Below are 16,378 nucleotides of genomic sequence, written 5' to 3' on the forward strand. Positions count from 1 at the left end.
CGCGCTTGCGGCGCTATGCCGCAGGGGGGCGAAAGAGTCGCTGGTTATACTCGGGCGACTGCCCGGAGCCACTATGCGAGCCCCTCTCTTCCTACTTTCCGCCAATCGCCAGAACCTTGGCCGGCTGGTGCTCATCCGTGTCCTGGTGCTGAGTGCCCAGGCGGCGTCCGTGGGTGTCGCCTGGCTGTCCGGCGTGGTGGTGCTGCCCTGGGTCGCCCTGGCGATCATTCTCGGCGTTTCTACGCTGCTGTGCCTGTTCACGGCCCTGCGGCTGCGCCAGCAATGGCCGGTCACCGAGCAGGAATACGCCGTACAGCTGGCCTGCGACCTGATCATCCACAGCGTGCTGCTGTATTTCTCGGGGGGCTCCAGCAACCCCTTCGTGTCCTATTACCTGGTGCCGCTGACCATCGCCGCGGCGACCCTCCCCTGGCTGTACACGCTGGTGCTGGCCGCGCTGGCGCTGGCCAGCTACAGCCTGCTGCTGTTCGCGCATCATCCGCTGACGCTGCTGGTTACCCTGCCCGCGGAAATCATGGTCTACGGGATGTGGTTGAGTTTCGCGCTCGCCGCCTTGCTGATCACGGTGTTCGTGGCGCGCATGGCCGAGGCGCTGCGCTTCCAGGAGCAGTTGCAGGCCCAGCGCCGCGAGGCGGACATGCGCGATCAGCAACTGCTGGCGGTGGCCACCCAGGCCGCCGGCGCGGCCCATGAGCTGGGCACGCCGCTGGCCACCATGAGCGTGCTGCTCAAGGACCTGATTCAGGATTGCCAGGGGACGCCGGGCCTGCAGGACGACCTCAGGGTCCTGCAGGATCAGGTGATGCTCTGCAAGGGCACGCTGCAGAGCCTGGTGCGCGCCGCCGAGGCGCAGCGGCGGCAGGAGATTGTCGAACAGACCGTGCGCGAGTGGCTGGAGGCCGCACTGGAGCGCTGGCACCTGATGCGCCCCGAGGCGACCTATCGCTATGAGTGCGTCGGCAAGGGCGCGCCGCCGACCCTGATGCCGCCGGCCGAACTGACCCAGGCACTGCTCAATCTGCTGAACAATGCAGCCGATGCCTCGCCGGACAACCTGGCCATCCGTCTGGGCTGGGACCACCAATGGATCAAGGTAACCATCCGCGATCATGGCGCCGGTGTGCCGCTGGCGATCGCCGAGCAGCTTGGCAAGCCGTTCTTCACCACCAAGGGCAAGGGTTTCGGCCTGGGGCTGTTCCTCAGCCAGGCCAGCGTGACGCGTGCCGGCGGAACCGTAAAACTGTATAACCACGAAGAGGGTGGTACGCTCACCGAGCTGCGTTTGCCGCGCCTCTACGGTTTGCATTGATCGACCATGCCGCAGCCAAGGAGCATGCATGTCTGAAGAAGTCCTGTTCGAGGGAGATGAGCAGCCTCATCTGTTGCTGGTGGATGACGACGCCACCTTCACTCGCGTGATGGCGCGCTCCATGGAGCGTCGCGGGCTGCGTGTCAGCGTGGCCTCCAGTGCCGAGGAAGGGCTGGTCATCGCGACGCGGGACAGTCCCGACTACGCGGTTCTGGACCTGAAGATGGAAGGCGACTCTGGGCTTGCCCTGCTGCCCAAGCTGCTGGAGCTGGACAGCGAGATGCGCGTGCTGATCCTCACCGGCTACTCGAGCATCGCCACCGCCGTGGAAGCCATCAAGCGCGGTGCCTGCAATTACCTGTGCAAGCCGGCGGATGCCGACGATGTGCTGGCCGCGCTGATGTCCGAGCACGTGGAGCTGAGTTCGCTGGTGCCGGAAAACCCCATGTCGGTGGATCGCCTGCAGTGGGAGCACATCCAGCGGGTGCTGGCCGAGCACCAGGGCAACATTTCCGCCACTGCGCGCGCACTGGGCATGCACCGTCGCACCCTGCAGCGCAAGTTGCAGAAGCGCCCGGTCCGCCGCTGATCTTTCTCTGCGCCCCGCTTCGCGAGCGGCGGGGCGCGCGTTACCATGCACGCCTTCTTGCCGTAGTTCCGGGTAGTTGTCGTGCTCGCTCTCATTCAGCAAACGTTGGCGGTGACCGCTCCGGTCTTCGCCATGCTGTTCCTCGGTGTCCTGCTCAAGCGCCTCGGCTGGATCGACACCGCCTTCGTCAACACCGCCTCCAGCCTGGTCTTCAAGGGCACCCTGCCGGCGCTGCTGTTCCTCGCCATCCTGCGCGCCGACCTTGGCGCCGCGCTGCAGCCGGGATTGCTGATCTATTTCGCCCTGGCCACGGTCGCCGGCTTCCTGCTGGCCTGGGGCTGGGCGATCTGGCGCTGCCCGCACGCGGATCGCGGGGTCTATGTGCAGGGCGCGTTTCGCGGCAACAACGGCATCGTCGGTCTGGCGCTGGCCAGCAGCCTGTACGGTGACTTCGGGCTGTCGCTGGGCGGTGTGCTCGCCGGCCTGGTGATCCTCTGCTACAACGCGCTCTCGGCGCTGGTGCTGGCGCTCTACAGCCCGAGCAGCAAGACCGATCCGTGGAGCATTGCCAAGAGCATTCTCGGCAACCCGCTGGTGCTGGCGGTGCTGGCGGCGATCCCCTTCGCCTACTGGCGGATTCCGCTGCCGGGTTGGCTGCTGACTTCGGCGGGCTACTTCGCCCAGATGAGTCTGCCGCTGGCGCTGATCTGCATCGGCGCCACGCTGTCGCTGGCCTCGCTGCGCGAAAGCGGCGGCACCGCGCTGAGCGCCAGTCTGATGAAGATGATCTGGCTGCCGGCGCTTTCCACGCTGGGTGCCTGGTGGCTGGGCTTTCGGGGTGCGGAGCTGGGCATCCTGTTTCTCTACTTCGCCAGCCCGACGGCGGCGGCCAGCTTCGTGATGGCCAAGGCGGTGGGTTCCAACTATCAACTGGCGGCGGCGATCATCGTGATGACCACCCTGATGGCGGTGCTGAGCACCAACCTCGGGTTGTTCGCGCTGCAGTGGGGCGGTTGGATCTGATTCGAAAGGTCCTGTAGGAGGGGCTTCAGCCGCGACGCTTGCTCGTGCGGTTGGGCAGGGTGGTCAACTCGCGCGGCGATTGCCCACCCCTGCGCCGTTGTACCCTGCGCAGCTTTGCCCTACTTCTTGTGCGCGTTCTTCGGCAGCTGCACCACGTGGCTGTCCGAATAGATGTCGTGCCAGGTACGGGACTGCTTGTCCCACAGCATCCAGACGAAGCCCAGGCCGACGAACAGCCAGGAGCCGATGGCGACGAGGAAGCGCAGCAGCGCCTGCCAGAGGTCGATGGCCGAGCCATCGGCGTTCTGTATGCGCAAGCCCCAGACCTGCATGCCGAGGGTCTGGCCGTTGTACGTCCAGAACTTGGCGAAGAAGCCGAACAGGCTCAGCAGCAGCAGGCTGGCCAGCAGCGGGTCGTTGTCCAGGGCGCCGGCCTCGGCCAGCGCCTGCAGCTGGTCTGCGCCGTGGATCAGGCGCAGCAGGCCTTGCTGGTAGAGCAGGGTGACTACCATCACCAGGGCCACGCAGAGCAGGAAGTCATAGAAAAGCGCGGCCAGGCGACGGCCGAAGCCGGCTGTCGGGAAGTTGCCGCTGGGCTGGAGCATGCGTTTCGCGGTTGCCATGGGAAGCTCGTCGGGAAAAATCGACCGCCATTCTAGGGCTGTCGATAAACCATTGCGAGCGGCCTGGCTGTCTGGCGGGGCGTTGTTGCGGGCACAAAAAAGCCCCCGATGTTTCCATCGGGGGCTTCGGGTGTTGCGTGCTGCTTAGCCCAGAACCTGGACCTTGTCAGCCTGCATGCCCTTCTGGCCCTGGACGGCTTCGAAGGTAACCTTCTGGCCTTCCTTCAGGCTGCGGAAACCGCTGCCTTCGATAGCACGGAAGTGCACGAACAGATCCGGACCGCTTTCGGGGGTGATGAAGCCGAAGCCCTTCTCATCGTTGAACCATTTGACGGTGCCGGTTTGACGATTCGACATGTCTTTATTTCCTTGAAACTAGAGTGGATGGCAGTCCCTGTGACAACAGGGAGCTGGAACTGGTTGCAGGAGATAAGAGAAGTCGAGCGGGATGAGCAAATCGTCAAGATCTACCGCACCAGGTCACGATTCAACAGCGACCCATGCAAACAGTCAGCGCACTCTACGGAAGTTTCGGGCAAATGCCAACCCCCCGCTCAGCACCTTTTGATGACGGCCGGAATGCTCCGGGGAAAAAGCTACAACTGGGCCGTCGAGGCGGTCGTATCAGGGTCGAGACTTGACGCGGAAGGACGGTCGGGCAAGCCCGGCCGGGGGATAGAAAAAGGACATTTTCTTATCGGACTGGTGCCTTGGGAGAGACTCGAACTCTCACGTTGTCGCCAACGGCGGATTTTGAATCCGCTGCGTCTACCATTCCGCCACCAAGGCAATGGGCGCGCAGTATAGGGAGGCCAAGCCAGGCGGTCAATCGGCTCGCATGGCCAGTCCCAGGCATTTCCGTTAAGCTTTGCGCCCCTGCAAGACGGCCCCACCATGCGCGTTTCCGACTTTCATTTCGACCTCCCCGATGCCATGATCGCCCGCCATCCGCTCGCGCAGCGCCGCGCCAGTCGTCTGCTGGTGCTGGATGGCCCCAGTGGTGCCCTGGCCCATCGCCAGTTCGCCGACCTGCTCGGCTACCTGCGCCCTGGCGATCTGATGGTGTTCAACAATACCCGCGTGATTCCCGCGCGCTTGTTCGGGCGCAAGGCGACCGGCGGGCAGCTGGAAATCCTTATCGAGCGGGTGCTCGACGAGCATCGTGCGCTGGCCCATGTCCGCGCCAGCAAATCCCCCAAGCCGGGCAGCCACATTCTCCTGGAGGGTGGCGGTGAAGCGGAGATGCTCGCGCGACACGACGCGCTGTTCGAGCTGCGTTTCGACCAGCCGCTGCTGCCGCTGCTGGAGCGAATCGGCCACATGCCGCTGCCTCCTTATATAGACAGGCCTGACGAAACGGCCGACCGTGAGCGTTACCAGACGGTGTACGCCGAGCGTGCCGGCGCGGTCGCCGCGCCGACCGCCGGCCTGCATTTCGACGAGCCGCTGCTCGAAGCGATTCGCGAGAAGGGCGTGGACACTGCCTTCGTGACCCTGCACGTTGGTGCCGGCACCTTCCAGCCGGTGCGCGTCGAGCGTATCGAGGAGCACCACATGCATCGCGAATGGCTGGAAGTCGGCCAGGACGTGGTGGATGCGGTTCACGCCTGCAAGGCACGCGGCGGCCGGGTGATCGCGGTCGGCACCACCAGCGTGCGTTCGCTGGAAAGCGCGGCGCGCGACGGCGAACTCAAACCGTTCAGCGGCGATACTGACATCTTCCTTTACCCGGGCCGGCCCTTCCATGTGGTGGATGCCCTGGTCACCAATTTCCACCTGCCCGAATCCACGTTGCTGATGCTGGTTTCCGCCTTCGCTGGCTACCCGGAAACCATGGCGGCCTACCGCACGGCGGTGGCGGAGGGCTACCGCTTCTTCAGTTACGGTGATGCCATGTTCATCACCCGCAATCCCGCCCCGCGCGGCCCCGAGGATCGCCCATGACCCGTACCTGTCACATGAACTTCGACGTGCTCGCCACCGAGGGCAAGGCCCGCCGGGGGCGTCTGACCTTCCCGCGCGGCACCGTGGAAACGCCGGCGTTCATGCCGGTGGGCACCTATGGCACGGTGAAGGGCATGCTGCCGCGCGACATCGAGGCCATCGGCGCGCAGATCATCCTTGGCAACACCTTCCACCTGTGGCTGCGTCCGGGCACCGAGGTCATCAAGGTGCACGGTGACCTGCACGATTTCATGCAGTGGCAGGGGCCGATCCTCACCGACTCCGGCGGTTTCCAGGTGTTCAGCCTCGGCGAGATGCGCAAGATCAAGGAGGAGGGCGTCTACTTCTCCTCGCCGGTGGACGGCGCCAAGGTGTTCATGGGGCCGGAAGAGTCCATGCAGGTGCAGCGCGACCTGGGTTCGGACATCGTGATGATCTTCGACGAGTGCACGCCGTACCCGGCGGACCACGACACTGCGCGCCGCTCCATGGAGCTGTCGTTGCGCTGGGCCAAGCGTTCCAAGGTGGCGCATGGCGACAACCCGGCGGCGCTGTTCGGCATCGTACAGGGCGGCATGCACGAAGACCTGCGCCTGCGCTCCCTGGAGGGGCTGATGGAGATCGGCTTCGACGGTCTGGCCATCGGCGGTCTGTCGGTGGGCGAGCCGAAGGAAGAGATGATCCGCGTGCTGGACTTCCTGCCGCCGCACCTGCCGGCCGACAAGCCGCGCTACCTGATGGGCGTCGGCAAGCCGGAGGATCTGGTCGAAGGTGTGCGCCGTGGCGTGGACATGTTCGATTGCGTGATGCCGACCCGCAACGCGCGCAACGGCCACCTGTTCGTCACCGGCGGCATCGTCAAGATCCGCAATGCGGTGCATCGCCATGACGATTCACCGCTGGATCCGGGCTGCGATTGTTACACCTGCAAACACTTCTCGCGCGCCTACCTGCATCACCTGGACAAGTGTGGGGAAATGCTCGGGAGCATGCTGAATACCATCCACAATCTGCGCTATTACCAGCGCCTGATGGCCGGTTTACGCGACGCCATCCAACAGGGTACATTGGCCGCCTTTGTCGATGCCTTCTATGCCCGGCGCGGTCTGCCGACCCCGCCGCTGGACTGAATGAATCCTTCTTTGAAACCGTAGAAACCATCCCTGCAACAGGAGTGTTACATGAGCTTTTTCATTCCCGCCGCCTACGCCCAGGCCGCCCCGGGCGCTGCAGCTCCGGGTTCCGACATGATGGGCATTCTGATGCTCGTCGGCTTCGTGGTCATCTTCTACCTGATGATCTGGCGTCCCCAGTCCAAGCGCGCCAAGGAGCACAAGAATCTGCTGGCCGGCCTGCAGAAGGGTGACGAAGTGGTCACCGGCGGTGGCATGACCGGCAAGGTCACCAAGGTCGCCGACGACTTCGTGGTGCTGGAAGTGGCCGACAACGTGGAACTGAAGTTCCAGAAGGCCGCCATCGTTGCGACCCTGCCCAAGGGCACGCTGAAGGCCATCTGATCCTGTCGGGTGGCAATGCCAGGAAGGTGCTGTCCACGTCTGTCGCCGCGTTCCTGCCAAGCCGCCCGTCCAGGCTTCACGAGTTATTGTCATTGCGGGGCGCCTAGGCGCCCCGCTCTTTGAGCGGGCGGCGTCATGCTGAACAAATATCCCCTGTGGAAATATCTGCTGATTCTTGCGGTCCTGGCCCTCGGCCTGGTGTACTCCGCGCCCAACCTGTATCCCGATGACCCCTCGATCCAGATCACCGGCACCAGCACGGCGCTGCGCATCGACGAGGTTGCGGTCGACAGGGCTGCCCAGGCGCTGCGCGCGGCGGGCATCACGGTCAAGTCCAGCGAGGTGAGCGAGCGTGGCGGCCTGCTGCGTCTGACCCGCCTGGCCGACCAGCTACCGGCCAAGGATGTGGTGCGCAAGGCCCTCGGCGACGACTATGTGGTGGCCCTCAACCTGGCGCCCACCACGCCCGACTGGCTGCGCAGCATCGGCGCCTCGCCGATGAAACTGGGTCTGGACCTGTCCGGTGGTGTGCACTTCCTGCTGGAAGTGGACATGGACAAGGCGATCGATGCGCGCCTGAAAGTCTACGAGGGCGAGGTGAAGAGCCTGCTGCGCAAGGAGCGTATCCGCTACCGCAGCATGCCGGGCGGCGACAACGCCTTCCAGCTGGGTTTCACCGACAGCGAAAGTCTCGACCGGGCCCAGAGCCTGATCCGCAAGACCTTCACCGATTTCGAGCTGACCAGCAGCGTGCGCAACCAGCTGCAGGTGCTCAATGTCGCGCTGACACCGGCCACCCTGGCCGATATCCGCGAATACTCCATCAAGCAGAACCTCACCACCGTGCGTAACCGCGTCAACGAACTCGGCGTGGCCGAGCCGCTGGTGCAGCGCCAGGGCGCCAACCGCATCGTGGTCGAGCTGCCGGGTGTGCAGGACACCGCCGAGGCCAAGCGGATTCTCGGCAAGACGGCCAGCCTGGAGTTCCGCCTGGCTGCCGAGCCGGATGCCGCGCGCGCCACCACCGAGACCTTCGATTTCCGTGAAGAAGGCCGCGCCCCGGTGGCGCTGGAGCGCAGTGTGATCATCACCGGTGACCAGGTGACCGATGCGCAAGCCAGCTACGACGAGAATGGTCGCCCGCAGGTGAACATTCGTCTGGACGGGCACGGCGGCGAGCTGATGAACCGTGCCACCCGCAACAACGTCGGGCGCAGCATGGCGGTGCTGTTCATCGAGCAGCGCCCCGTGACCCGCTACGTCAAGGAGCTGGTCGACGGCGTCGAGCAGGAAGTGGCGGTACAGAGCTTCCGCGAGGAGAAGAAAGTCATCTCCCTGGCCACCATTCAGTCGGCGCTGGGCAGCCAGTTCCGCATCACCGGCCTGGACGGCCAGGGCGAGTCTTCGGAGCTGGCGCTGCTGCTGCGCGCCGGCGGCCTGGCCGCGCCGATGTACTTCGCTGAAGAACGCACCATTGGCCCGAGCCTGGGCGCGGAGAACATCGCCAAGGGCATCGAGTCCACCTGGTGGGCACTGATCCTGGTCTCGCTGTTCGTCATTGTCATCTACAAGTTCTTCGGCATCCTGGCCACCGTCGCGCTGGCGTTCAACCTGGTGCTGCTGGTCGGTCTGATGTCGGTGATCGGTGCGACGCTGACCCTGCCGGGTATCGCCGGCATCGTGCTGACGCTGGGCATGGCGGTGGATGCCAACGTGCTGATCTTCTCGCGGATCCGCGAGGAGCTGAAGAATGGCCTGTCGGTACAGCGCGCCATTCACGAGGGCTTCGACCGTGCCTTCACGGCGATCATCGACAGTAACCTGACCACCCTGCTGGTCGGCGCCATCCTGTTCGCACTTGGTACCGGGCCGGTCAAGGGCTTCGCGGTCACGCTGTCGCTCGGCATCCTGACCTCGATGTTCACCGCCATCATGTTCACGCGCGGCCAGGTCAACCTGCTCTTCGGCGGTCGCAACGTGAAGAAACTGTGGATCTGAGGGCCAGGCCGTGATCAAGAAAACCATTCCCTTCATGGCGATCCGCAATCTTGCGTTCGCCATCACGCTGATCCTGACTGTCGTGGGCATCGCTGCCCTGGCGGTCAAGGGTCTCAATTTCGGCCTGGACTTCACCGGCGGCACGCTGATCGAGCTGCAGTACGAGCAGCCGGCTGACCTGGAGCGCATCAAGCGCGAGCTGGGGCAGGCCGGCTACACGGATGCGGTGGTGCAGAGCTTCGGCGCCACCACCGACGTGCTGATCCGCATGGCCGGCGACGATCCGCAGCTGGGCGCGAAGGTGGGCGAGGCGCTGCGTGCCATCGACCCGGCCGCGGGCTTCGAGATCAAGCGTGTCGAGTTCGTCGGTCCGCAGGTCGGTGAGGAGCTGCGCGACCAGGGTGGCCTGGCCATGCTGTTGGCGCTCGGCGGCATCCTGGTGTACCTGGCGTTCCGCTTCCAGTGGAAGTTCGGCGTTGGCGCCATCGCCTCGCTGGCCCACGACACCATCCTCACTTTGGGTCTGCTGGCGCTGCTGGAAGTGCCGTTCGACCTGACGGTGCTGGCTGCGGTGCTGGCGATGATCGGTTACTCGCTGAACGACACCATCATCATCTACGACCGCATCCGCGAGAACTTCCGGGTGCTGCGCAAGGCCAGCCTGATCGAGAACATCGATATCTCGGTCACCCAGACCCTGCTGCGCACCATGGCCACCTCGTTCTCCACCGCGCTGGCGCTGATCGCCCTGCTGGTCTGGGGTGGCGACGTGCTGGCCGGTTTCGCCGTTGCCCTGCTGATCGGCGTGGTGGTGGGTACCTACTCGTCGGTGTACATCGGCGCCACGGTGCTGGTCTGGCTGAAGCTGACCAGCGAGGACCTGATCCCGCCGGCAACCGAAGAGGCAGTCGACGAAAGGCCCTGAACCGACACGGCCATTTCCAGTCCAAGGCACGGATTTTTGATTCCGTGTGGACTGGAGGTGGCTGTGAAGAAATCGATGATCGTCGGCGTGGTGCTCGGCGCGGTCGGTGTGACGGCAGGCGGAGCGCTGGCGACCTATCAATGGACAGGCGATCGCGAACCGCAATTCGCGACCGTGCTGGACGTGAAGCCGGTGAAGGAAACCCGGCGCACCCCGCGCCAGGTCTGTCAGGACGTCACCGTGACGCATCAGCGTCCGGTTCAGGATCAGCATCAGATCGCCGGCACCGCCATCGGCGCGGTGGTCGGTGGTCTGCTGGGCAATCAGGTCGGCGGCGGCAGCGGCAAGAAACTGGCCACGGTGGCCGGTGCGGTGGGTGGCGGTTACGCCGGCAACAAGGTGCAGGAACGCATGCAATCCAATGACACCTACACCACCACCGAAACCCGTTGCGAGACGGTGCAGGACACCCATGAGGAGCTGGTCGGCTACGACGTCAGCTACGAGCTGGGTGGTCAGCGCGGCTCGGTGCGCATGGATCGTGATCCGGGGGCGCAGATCCCGGTGCGCGACGGCCAGTTGGTATTGGCGGAGCAGCAGTAATCGAGCTCGCTTCTGCGGAAATAAAAAAAGCGCCCTTGGGCGCTTTTTTCATGTCTGGCGGATCCTCACAGCTGACGCTTGAGGCTCGGCCACAGGTGCGGCTGGATGGCGGTGAGTACCGCCTTGAAGCACTTGGTGTTGCCGGCGACGATGTGCCCCTTGTCGAGGAATTCGTGGCCACCGGTGAAGTCGCTCACCAGACCGCCCGCTTCCTGGATCAGCAGCACGCCGGCCGCCATATCCCATTCGGACAGGCCGAATTCCCAGAAGGCGTCATAGCGGCCGGCGGCCACATAGGCCAGGTCCAGGCTGGCCGCGCCGGCGCGGCGGATGCCGGCGGTGTCGCCCACCAGGCTGCGGAACATGCCCAGGTAGTTTTCCAGGTGGTCGAGCTGGCTGTCGCGGAAGGGGAAGCCGGTGCCCAGCAGCGCGCCTTCCAGGCTCTTGCGGTTGCTGACGCGGATACGGCGACCATTCAGGGCGGCGCCGCGGCCACGGCTGGCGGTGAACTCTTCCTGGCGAACCGGGTCGAGCACCACGGCATGTTCCAGACGGCCCTTGTACTTGCAGGCGATGCTCACGGCGAAATGCGGAACGCCGCGCAGGAAATTGGTGGTGCCGTCCAGCGGGTCGATGATCCACTGGTAATCGGCGCCTTCGCCGGTGCCGGCGATTTCGCCGGTTTCTTCCCCTTTGAAGCCATGGTTCGGGTAGGACTTGCGCAGCAGATTGATGATGCACTGCTCGGCGGCAACATCGATCTCGCTGACGTAGTCCTTGGCATCCTTCTCGTTCGCCGAGATGCTGTCCAGGCGTTCGATGGAGCGGAAAATCAGTTCACCGGCGCTGCGCGCAGCGCGCAAGGCGATGTTCAGCATGGGCTGCATGGGGGAAAACACCTGGGCTGTTAAAGAAAGCCGCGAATTCTATCAGAAAGCCTGGCGGACGCGTGAGTGGCATTGACCGGCTGCCGGCAGGTGATGGGTGAGTCGGCAATGTTGCGTGGCGAGCGTGAACCGCCATCGGCTAAGATTCTGCCCCTTCCGTTTTCTCAAGTGGAGCAGGGCGTGCTACAGAACATCCGCGTGGTGCTGGTCAATACCAGCCATCCCGGCAACATCGGCGGGGCGGCCCGTGCCATGAAGAACATGGGGCTGTCGCGCCTGGTGCTGGTCGATCCCGAGGAGTTTCCCAGCCCCAAGGCGGTGGCGCGGGCGTCCGGCGCCACCGACGTGCTGGACAACGCCCAGGTGGTCGCCACGCTGGAGGAGGCGCTGGTCGGCTGCAGCCTGGTCATGGGCACCAGTGCGCGGGATCGGCGCATTCCCTGGCCGTTGCTCGATCCCCGCGAGGGCGCGGGCAAGACGTTGGAACAGGTTTCGCTGGGCGGCGAAGTGGCGCTGGTGTTCGGCCGCGAGTATGCCGGGCTGACCAACGAGGAATTGCAGCGCTGCCAGTTTCACGTGCACATTCCCTCCGACCCGGAGTTCGGCTCGCTGAACCTGGCGGCCGCCGTGCAGGTGCTCACCTACGAGGTGCGCATGGCCTGGCTGGCGGCGCAGGGCGCACCGACCAAGATGGAAAAGCTGGAAGCCACCGCCATCCTGGATACCCAGCCGGTGACCATGGATGAGCTGGAGCGTTATTTCGAACATCTGGAGCAGACGTTGGTGGAGATCGGCTTCCTCGATCCGCAGAAGCCCCGTCATCTGATGGCGCGGTTGCGACGGCTGTACGGGCGCAGCGGCATCAGCAAGCTGGAAATGAACATCCTGCGCGGCATCCTCACCGAAACCCAGAAGGCGGCGCGCGGCGAGCCCCACAAGCGGAGAGCAGACGATGTTTGATCGCATGCGTGAGGATATTCGAAGCGTCTTCAGCCGCGACCCGGCGGCGCGCAGCGTGCTCGAGGTGCTGTTGTGCTACCCCGGGCTGCACGCGGTGTGGATGCATCGGCTGGCGCACCGCCTGTGGCGCGCCGACTGGCGGCTGCTGGCACGGCTGGTCTCGCACATCGGGCGCTGGCTGACCGGCATCGAGATCCATCCCGGCGCGAAGATCGGCCACCGTTTCTTCATCGACCACGGCATGGGCGTGGTGATCGGCGAGACCGCCGAAATCGGCGACGACGTGACCCTCTACCACGGCGTCACCCTGGGCGGCACCAGCTGGAACAAGGGCAAGCGCCATCCGACCCTGGAGGACGGCGTGATCGTCGGCGCCGGGGCGAAGATCCTCGGGCCGTTCACCGTGGGTGCCGGCGCCAAGGTTGGCTCCAACGCGGTGGTCACCAAGGCGGTGCCGGCGGGCGTCACCGTGGTCGGCAACCCGGGCCGGGTGGTGGTCAAGACCACCGGTGAGGAGCAGGCCAAGCGCAAGGCTATCGCCGAGAAGTACGGCTTCGATGCCTATGCGGTAGGCGAGAACATGCCCGATCCGGTGACCAAGGCCATCGGCCAGCTGCTTGACCATCTGCATGCCGTGGATGGTCGCCTGGAAGAGATGAATCGCGCCCTCAAGGCGCTCGGCTACTGCTGTGGCGAGCTGCCGGCGCTGCGGGACGAGGACTTCGTCGAGATCAAGGAAGCGATTCGCGGCGAGACGAAAGAGCCTGGCGCCCAGGGTTGATGCGCGGCCAGCGGTGGCCTGCTATCATGCCGGCCGCTTTCCGCTGGTAAATCCTAGTATTTCGATCAGTCTTATAGTTGACTCAAATACTCGGAGATTGGATACTTGCGCCCATTCCAGCGAACCTGTGGTATCCCGCGATGCGACTCACCACCAAAGGCCGTTACGCCGTGACCGCCATGCTCGATCTGGCCCTGCATGCGCAGCAGGGGCCGGTTTCCCTGGCTGATATTTCCGAGCGCCAGGGCATTTCCCTGTCCTACCTGGAACAGCTCTTCGCCAAGCTGCGGCGTAACGAGCTGGTCACCAGCGTGCGCGGTCCGGGGGGCGGCTACTACCTCTCCCGCGATTCCCGCGAAATCCAGGTCGCCGAAGTGATTGATGCGGTCAACGAATCGGTGGATGCCACGCGTTGCCAGGGCCTGGGTGACTGCCACTCGGGTGACACCTGTCTTACCCATCACCTGTGGTGCGATCTGAGTGAACGCATCCATGAATTCCTGAGCGGCATCAGCCTGGCCGACCTGGTCGGTCGCAGCGAGGTGCAGGAAGTCTCTCGGCGCCAGGACCAGCGCTGCGTTCCCGGCATGAAGCCGCAATTCGACAAGATTGAAGCGTCCGCCGTGGAATGAGTGGGCTGCCGCCTGTTAGGAGAGAATCAATGAAGTTGCCGATTTACCTCGATTATTCCGCCACCACCCCGGTCGATCCCCGCGTGGCGAAGCTGATGTGCGATTGCCTGACCCTGGAGGGCAACTTCGGCAACCCGGCGTCGCGTTCCCACGTGTTCGGCTGGAAGGCCGAAGAGGCGGTGGAAAATGCCCGTCGCCAGGTGGCCGATCTGGTCAACGCCGACCCGCGCGAGATCGTCTGGACCTCCGGCGCCACCGAGTCCGACAACCTGGCCATCAAGGGTGTCGCGCACTTCTACGCCAGCAAGGGCAAGCACATCATCACCTCGAAGATCGAGCACAAGGCGGTGCTGGACACCACCCGCCAGCTGGAGCGCGAAGGCTTCGAAGTCACCTACCTGGAACCGGGCGAGGACGGCATCATCACTCCGTCCATGGTCGAGGCGGCGCTGCGCGACGACACCATCCTGGTGTCGATCATGCATGTGAACAACGAGATCGGCACCATCAACGACATCGCCGCCATCGGCGAGCTGACCCGCTCGCGCGGCATCCTGTTCCATGTCGATGCGGCCCAGTCCACCGGCAAGGTGGCCATCGACCTGGAGAACATGAAGGTCGACCTGATGAGCTTCTCCGCCCACAAGACCTACGGTCCCAAGGGCATCGGCGCGCTGTACGTGCGCCGCAAGCCGCGCGTGCGCCTGGAAGCCCAGATGCACGGTGGCGGCCACGAGCGCGGCATGCGCTCCGGTACCCTGGCGACCCACCAGATCGTCGGCATGGGCGAAGCGTTCCGCATCGCCAAGGAAGACCTGGCTAAGGACACCGCTCACGTGCTGGCCCTGCGCGATCGCTTCCTCCAGCAGGTCGAGGGCATGGAAGAGTTGTACGTCAACGGCAGCCTGACCCAGCGCGTGCCGCACAACCTGAACCTCAGTTTCAACTATGTGGAAGGCGAGTCGCTGATCATGGCGCTCAAGGACCTGGCGGTTTCCTCCGGTTCCGCCTGTACCTCCGCCTCCCTGGAACCGTCCTACGTGCTGCGTGCCCTGGGACGCAACGACGAGCTGGCCCACAGTTCCATCCGCTTCACCTTCGGCCGCTTCACGACCGAGGAAGAGGTGGACTACGCCGCGCAGAAAGTGCGCCAGGCCGTGGACAAGCTGCGTGAGCTGTCCCCGCTGTGGGATATGTACAAAGAGGGCGTCGACCTGACCCAGGTCGAATGGCAGGCGCACTAAGACGCCGCCCGCACCGTGATTCAAGAGGAGTTGCACCATGGCTTACAGTGACAAGGTCATCGACCACTACGAAAACCCGCGCAACGTTGGCAAGTTCGACGCCGAGGACCCGGATGTCGGCACCGGCATGGTCGGCGCGCCGGCGTGTGGCGACGTGATGCGCCTGCAGATCAAGGTCAACGACGCGGGCGTCATCGAAGACGCCAAGTTCAAGACCTACGGCTGTGGCTCGGCCATCGCCTCCAGCTCCCTGGCTACCGAATGGATGAAGGGCAAGACCCTGGACGAGGCCGCGGCGCTGAAGAACACCATGATCGCCGAGGAGCTGGCGTTGCCGCCGGTGAAGATCCACTGCTCGGTACTCGCCGAGGACGCCATCAAGGCGGCCGTGCGCGACTACAAGCAAAAGAAGGGTCTGGTCTGAGGAGGCGTCATGGCAATCAGCATGACTGAAGCGGCAGCCCGCCACGTGCAGCGCTCCATCAACGGGCGCGGCAAGGGCGTCGGCATCCGCCTGGGTGTGCGCACCACCGGCTGTTCCGGCCTGGCCTATGTGCTGGAATTCGTCGACGAACTGAAGCCCGAGGACCAGGTGTTCGAGAGTCATGGTGTGAACGTCATCATCGACCCCAAGAGCCTGGTCTATCTGGACGGCACCGAGCTGGACTTCACCAAGGAAGGCCTCAACGAAGGCTTCAAGTTCAACAACCCCAACGTGCGTGGCGAATGCGGCTGCGGCGAAAGCTTCAGTGTCTGAGGTGAGCATGGGTACGCCCTGCCACTTCGCCCTGTTCGAGCTGCAGCCGGACTTTCGCATCGACCCGCAGGAGCTGTCCGCGCGCTACCGGGAGCTGGCCCGTGCGGTGCATCCCGACCGTTTCGCCGATGCCGGCGAGCGCGAGCAGCGCCAGGCGCTGGAGCGTTCCGCCGCGCTGAACGAGGCCTATCAGGTGCTGCGCAGTGCGCCGCGCCGGGCGCGTTACCTGCTGGCGCTGGACGGCCATGAGCTGCCCCTGGAAGCCACCGTGCAGGACCCTGAATTCCTGCTGCAGCAGATGCACTGGCGCGAGGAACTGGAAGAACTGAGCGAAAGCCTGGACCTGGCGGGTGTCGCTACGTTCAAGCAGCGCCTGAAGCGCGCGCAGCAGCAACTGGAAGACCAGTTCGCCGCCTGCTGGAACGACAGCGCCCAGCGCGAGCAGGCCGAGCGCCTGGTGCGTCGCATGCAGTTCCTCGACAAGCTCTCCCATGAGGTGCGCGAGCTGGAAGAGCGCCTCGACGATTAACCTCCGCCGCGCCCCCGCGCGGTCTCCGATACGCAG

At 64.7% G+C, this 16,378-nt stretch carries 19 protein-coding genes and 1 tRNA gene; 16 read left to right on the forward strand and 4 right to left on the reverse strand.

The window, feature by feature from the left end; all coding sequences use genetic code 11:
• Positions 1–73 precede the first annotated feature (73 nt).
• From VL129_RS04050 to VL129_RS04060, 3 genes are all read left to right on the forward strand, one after another.
• On the forward strand, positions 74–1,330 hold the full coding sequence (locus tag VL129_RS04050) for an ATP-binding protein (RefSeq protein ID WP_325410333.1): 1,257 nt from the start codon (positions 74–76) through the stop codon (positions 1,328–1,330).
• Between the two features lie 28 nt (positions 1,331–1,358).
• Positions 1,359–1,919 (forward strand): response regulator transcription factor, encoded by a 561-nt coding sequence (locus VL129_RS04055; protein WP_039606073.1) that lies wholly within the window; start codon positions 1,359–1,361, stop codon positions 1,917–1,919.
• Positions 1,920–2,000: 81 nt separating this feature from the next.
• Complete coding sequence (locus tag VL129_RS04060) at positions 2,001–2,942, forward strand: AEC family transporter (protein WP_325410337.1); 942 nt, start codon at positions 2,001–2,003, stop codon at positions 2,940–2,942.
• 119 nt (positions 2,943–3,061) lie between these two features.
• On the opposite strand, the gene VL129_RS04065 is transcribed toward VL129_RS04060, so the two are convergent.
• From VL129_RS04065 to VL129_RS04075, 3 genes are all read right to left on the reverse strand, one after another.
• The gene (locus tag VL129_RS04065; RefSeq protein ID WP_325410339.1) at positions 3,062–3,565 is read right to left on the reverse strand and encodes an RDD family protein; all 504 of its coding nucleotides are present in this window, start codon (positions 3,563–3,565) and stop codon (positions 3,062–3,064) included.
• Between the two features lie 144 nt (positions 3,566–3,709).
• Positions 3,710–3,922, reverse strand: a complete 213-nt coding sequence (locus VL129_RS04070; RefSeq protein ID WP_021700367.1) for a cold-shock protein — start codon at positions 3,920–3,922, stop codon at positions 3,710–3,712.
• A 346-nt stretch (positions 3,923–4,268) separates the two neighbouring features.
• Positions 4,269–4,354: transfer RNA gene (locus VL129_RS04075), tRNA-Leu, on the reverse strand.
• A gap of 105 nt (positions 4,355–4,459) precedes the next feature.
• Between VL129_RS04075 and queA the strand changes: the two genes are divergently transcribed.
• The 6 genes from queA (at position 4,460) to VL129_RS04105 (ending at position 10,552) form a co-directional block, all read left to right on the forward strand.
• A complete protein-coding gene (queA, locus tag VL129_RS04080) occupies positions 4,460–5,509 on the forward strand; it encodes a tRNA preQ1(34) S-adenosylmethionine ribosyltransferase-isomerase QueA (RefSeq protein WP_325410345.1) in 1,050 nt (349 codons plus the stop codon).
• A 14-nt stretch (positions 5,510–5,523) separates the two neighbouring features.
• Complete coding sequence (gene tgt, locus VL129_RS04085) at positions 5,524–6,639, forward strand: tRNA guanosine(34) transglycosylase Tgt (RefSeq protein WP_325410559.1); 1,116 nt, start codon at positions 5,524–5,526, stop codon at positions 6,637–6,639.
• Positions 6,640–6,690: 51 nt separating this feature from the next.
• The gene (yajC, locus tag VL129_RS04090) at positions 6,691–7,026 is read left to right on the forward strand and encodes a preprotein translocase subunit YajC (protein ID WP_325410347.1); all 336 of its coding nucleotides are present in this window, start codon (positions 6,691–6,693) and stop codon (positions 7,024–7,026) included.
• 135 nt (positions 7,027–7,161) lie between these two features.
• Positions 7,162–9,024, forward strand: coding sequence for a protein translocase subunit SecD (secD, locus tag VL129_RS04095; RefSeq protein WP_325410349.1), 1,863 nt, complete (start codon positions 7,162–7,164; stop codon positions 9,022–9,024).
• A 13-nt stretch (positions 9,025–9,037) separates the two neighbouring features.
• Positions 9,038–9,949, forward strand: coding sequence for a protein translocase subunit SecF (gene secF / locus VL129_RS04100; protein WP_325410561.1), 912 nt, complete (start codon positions 9,038–9,040; stop codon positions 9,947–9,949).
• Positions 9,950–10,012: 63 nt separating this feature from the next.
• Positions 10,013–10,552: a glycine zipper 2TM domain-containing protein gene (locus VL129_RS04105; protein ID WP_325410350.1), complete on the forward strand. Its 540-nt coding sequence runs from the start codon at positions 10,013–10,015 to the stop codon at positions 10,550–10,552.
• A gap of 65 nt (positions 10,553–10,617) precedes the next feature.
• Here the strand turns inward: VL129_RS04105 and suhB are convergent, their stop codons facing one another.
• Entirely contained in the window at positions 10,618–11,439 is an 822-nt protein-coding gene (gene suhB, locus VL129_RS04110) for a type III secretion system regulator SuhB (RefSeq protein WP_325410352.1), read from the reverse strand.
• Between the two features lie 180 nt (positions 11,440–11,619).
• On the opposite strand from suhB, the gene trmJ reads away from it, so the two are divergent.
• The 7 genes from trmJ (at position 11,620) to hscB (ending at position 16,342) form a co-directional block, all read left to right on the forward strand.
• A complete protein-coding gene (gene trmJ / locus VL129_RS04115) occupies positions 11,620–12,399 on the forward strand; it encodes a tRNA (cytosine(32)/uridine(32)-2'-O)-methyltransferase TrmJ (RefSeq protein WP_325410354.1) in 780 nt (259 codons plus the stop codon).
• A complete protein-coding gene (cysE, locus tag VL129_RS04120) occupies positions 12,392–13,180 on the forward strand; it encodes a serine O-acetyltransferase (RefSeq protein ID WP_325410356.1) in 789 nt (262 codons plus the stop codon). Before trmJ ends, cysE begins: the two co-directional genes overlap by 8 nt.
• A gap of 140 nt (positions 13,181–13,320) precedes the next feature.
• Positions 13,321–13,812, forward strand: a complete 492-nt coding sequence (gene iscR / locus VL129_RS04125; protein WP_325410358.1) for a Fe-S cluster assembly transcriptional regulator IscR — start codon at positions 13,321–13,323, stop codon at positions 13,810–13,812.
• Positions 13,813–13,841: 29 nt separating this feature from the next.
• Positions 13,842–15,056 (forward strand): IscS subfamily cysteine desulfurase, encoded by a 1,215-nt coding sequence (locus tag VL129_RS04130; protein ID WP_325410360.1) that lies wholly within the window; start codon positions 13,842–13,844, stop codon positions 15,054–15,056.
• 37 nt (positions 15,057–15,093) lie between these two features.
• Positions 15,094–15,480 carry a Fe-S cluster assembly scaffold IscU gene (gene iscU, locus VL129_RS04135; RefSeq protein ID WP_325410362.1) on the forward strand — a complete coding sequence of 129 codons (387 nt, stop codon included), beginning with the start codon at positions 15,094–15,096 and terminating at the stop codon, positions 15,478–15,480.
• A gap of 9 nt (positions 15,481–15,489) precedes the next feature.
• Positions 15,490–15,813, forward strand: coding sequence for an iron-sulfur cluster assembly protein IscA (gene iscA / locus VL129_RS04140; RefSeq protein ID WP_325410364.1), 324 nt, complete (start codon positions 15,490–15,492; stop codon positions 15,811–15,813).
• Positions 15,814–15,820: 7 nt separating this feature from the next.
• Positions 15,821–16,342 carry a co-chaperone HscB gene (gene hscB, locus VL129_RS04145; protein ID WP_325410366.1) on the forward strand — a complete coding sequence of 174 codons (522 nt, stop codon included), beginning with the start codon at positions 15,821–15,823 and terminating at the stop codon, positions 16,340–16,342.
• Positions 16,343–16,378 lie beyond the last annotated feature (36 nt).

Origin of the sequence: Pseudomonas sp., from assembly GCF_035497915.1 — a bacterium.
Lineage (GTDB): Bacteria > Pseudomonadota > Gammaproteobacteria > Pseudomonadales > Pseudomonadaceae > Serpens.

Excerpts from the sequence above, each read along its gene's own strand:
- queA (WP_325410345.1), top strand. The coding sequence starts at position 4,460 with ATGCGCGTTTCCGACTTTCATTTCGACCTCCCCGATGCCATGATCGCC.
- secD (WP_325410349.1), top strand. The coding sequence starts at position 7,162 with ATGCTGAACAAATATCCCCTGTGGAAATATCTGCTGATTCTTGCGGTC.
- VL129_RS04055 (WP_039606073.1), top strand. The coding sequence starts at position 1,359 with ATGTCTGAAGAAGTCCTGTTCGAGGGAGATGAGCAGCCTCATCTGTTG.
- VL129_RS04050 (WP_325410333.1), top strand. The coding sequence starts at position 74 with ATGCGAGCCCCTCTCTTCCTACTTTCCGCCAATCGCCAGAACCTTGGC.
- cysE (WP_325410356.1), top strand. The coding sequence starts at position 12,392 with ATGTTTGATCGCATGCGTGAGGATATTCGAAGCGTCTTCAGCCGCGAC.
- suhB (WP_325410352.1), bottom strand. The coding sequence starts at position 11,439 with ATGCAGCCCATGCTGAACATCGCCTTGCGCGCTGCGCGCAGCGCCGGT.
- iscU (WP_325410362.1), top strand. The coding sequence starts at position 15,094 with ATGGCTTACAGTGACAAGGTCATCGACCACTACGAAAACCCGCGCAAC.
- tgt (WP_325410559.1), top strand. The coding sequence starts at position 5,524 with ATGAACTTCGACGTGCTCGCCACCGAGGGCAAGGCCCGCCGGGGGCGT.
- yajC (WP_325410347.1), top strand. The coding sequence starts at position 6,691 with ATGAGCTTTTTCATTCCCGCCGCCTACGCCCAGGCCGCCCCGGGCGCT.
- hscB (WP_325410366.1), top strand. The coding sequence starts at position 15,821 with ATGGGTACGCCCTGCCACTTCGCCCTGTTCGAGCTGCAGCCGGACTTT.
- VL129_RS04130 (WP_325410360.1), top strand. The coding sequence starts at position 13,842 with ATGAAGTTGCCGATTTACCTCGATTATTCCGCCACCACCCCGGTCGAT.
- VL129_RS04065 (WP_325410339.1), bottom strand. The coding sequence starts at position 3,565 with ATGGCAACCGCGAAACGCATGCTCCAGCCCAGCGGCAACTTCCCGACA.
- iscR (WP_325410358.1), top strand. The coding sequence starts at position 13,321 with ATGCGACTCACCACCAAAGGCCGTTACGCCGTGACCGCCATGCTCGAT.
- VL129_RS04070 (WP_021700367.1), bottom strand. The coding sequence starts at position 3,922 with ATGTCGAATCGTCAAACCGGCACCGTCAAATGGTTCAACGATGAGAAG.
- iscA (WP_325410364.1), top strand. The coding sequence starts at position 15,490 with ATGGCAATCAGCATGACTGAAGCGGCAGCCCGCCACGTGCAGCGCTCC.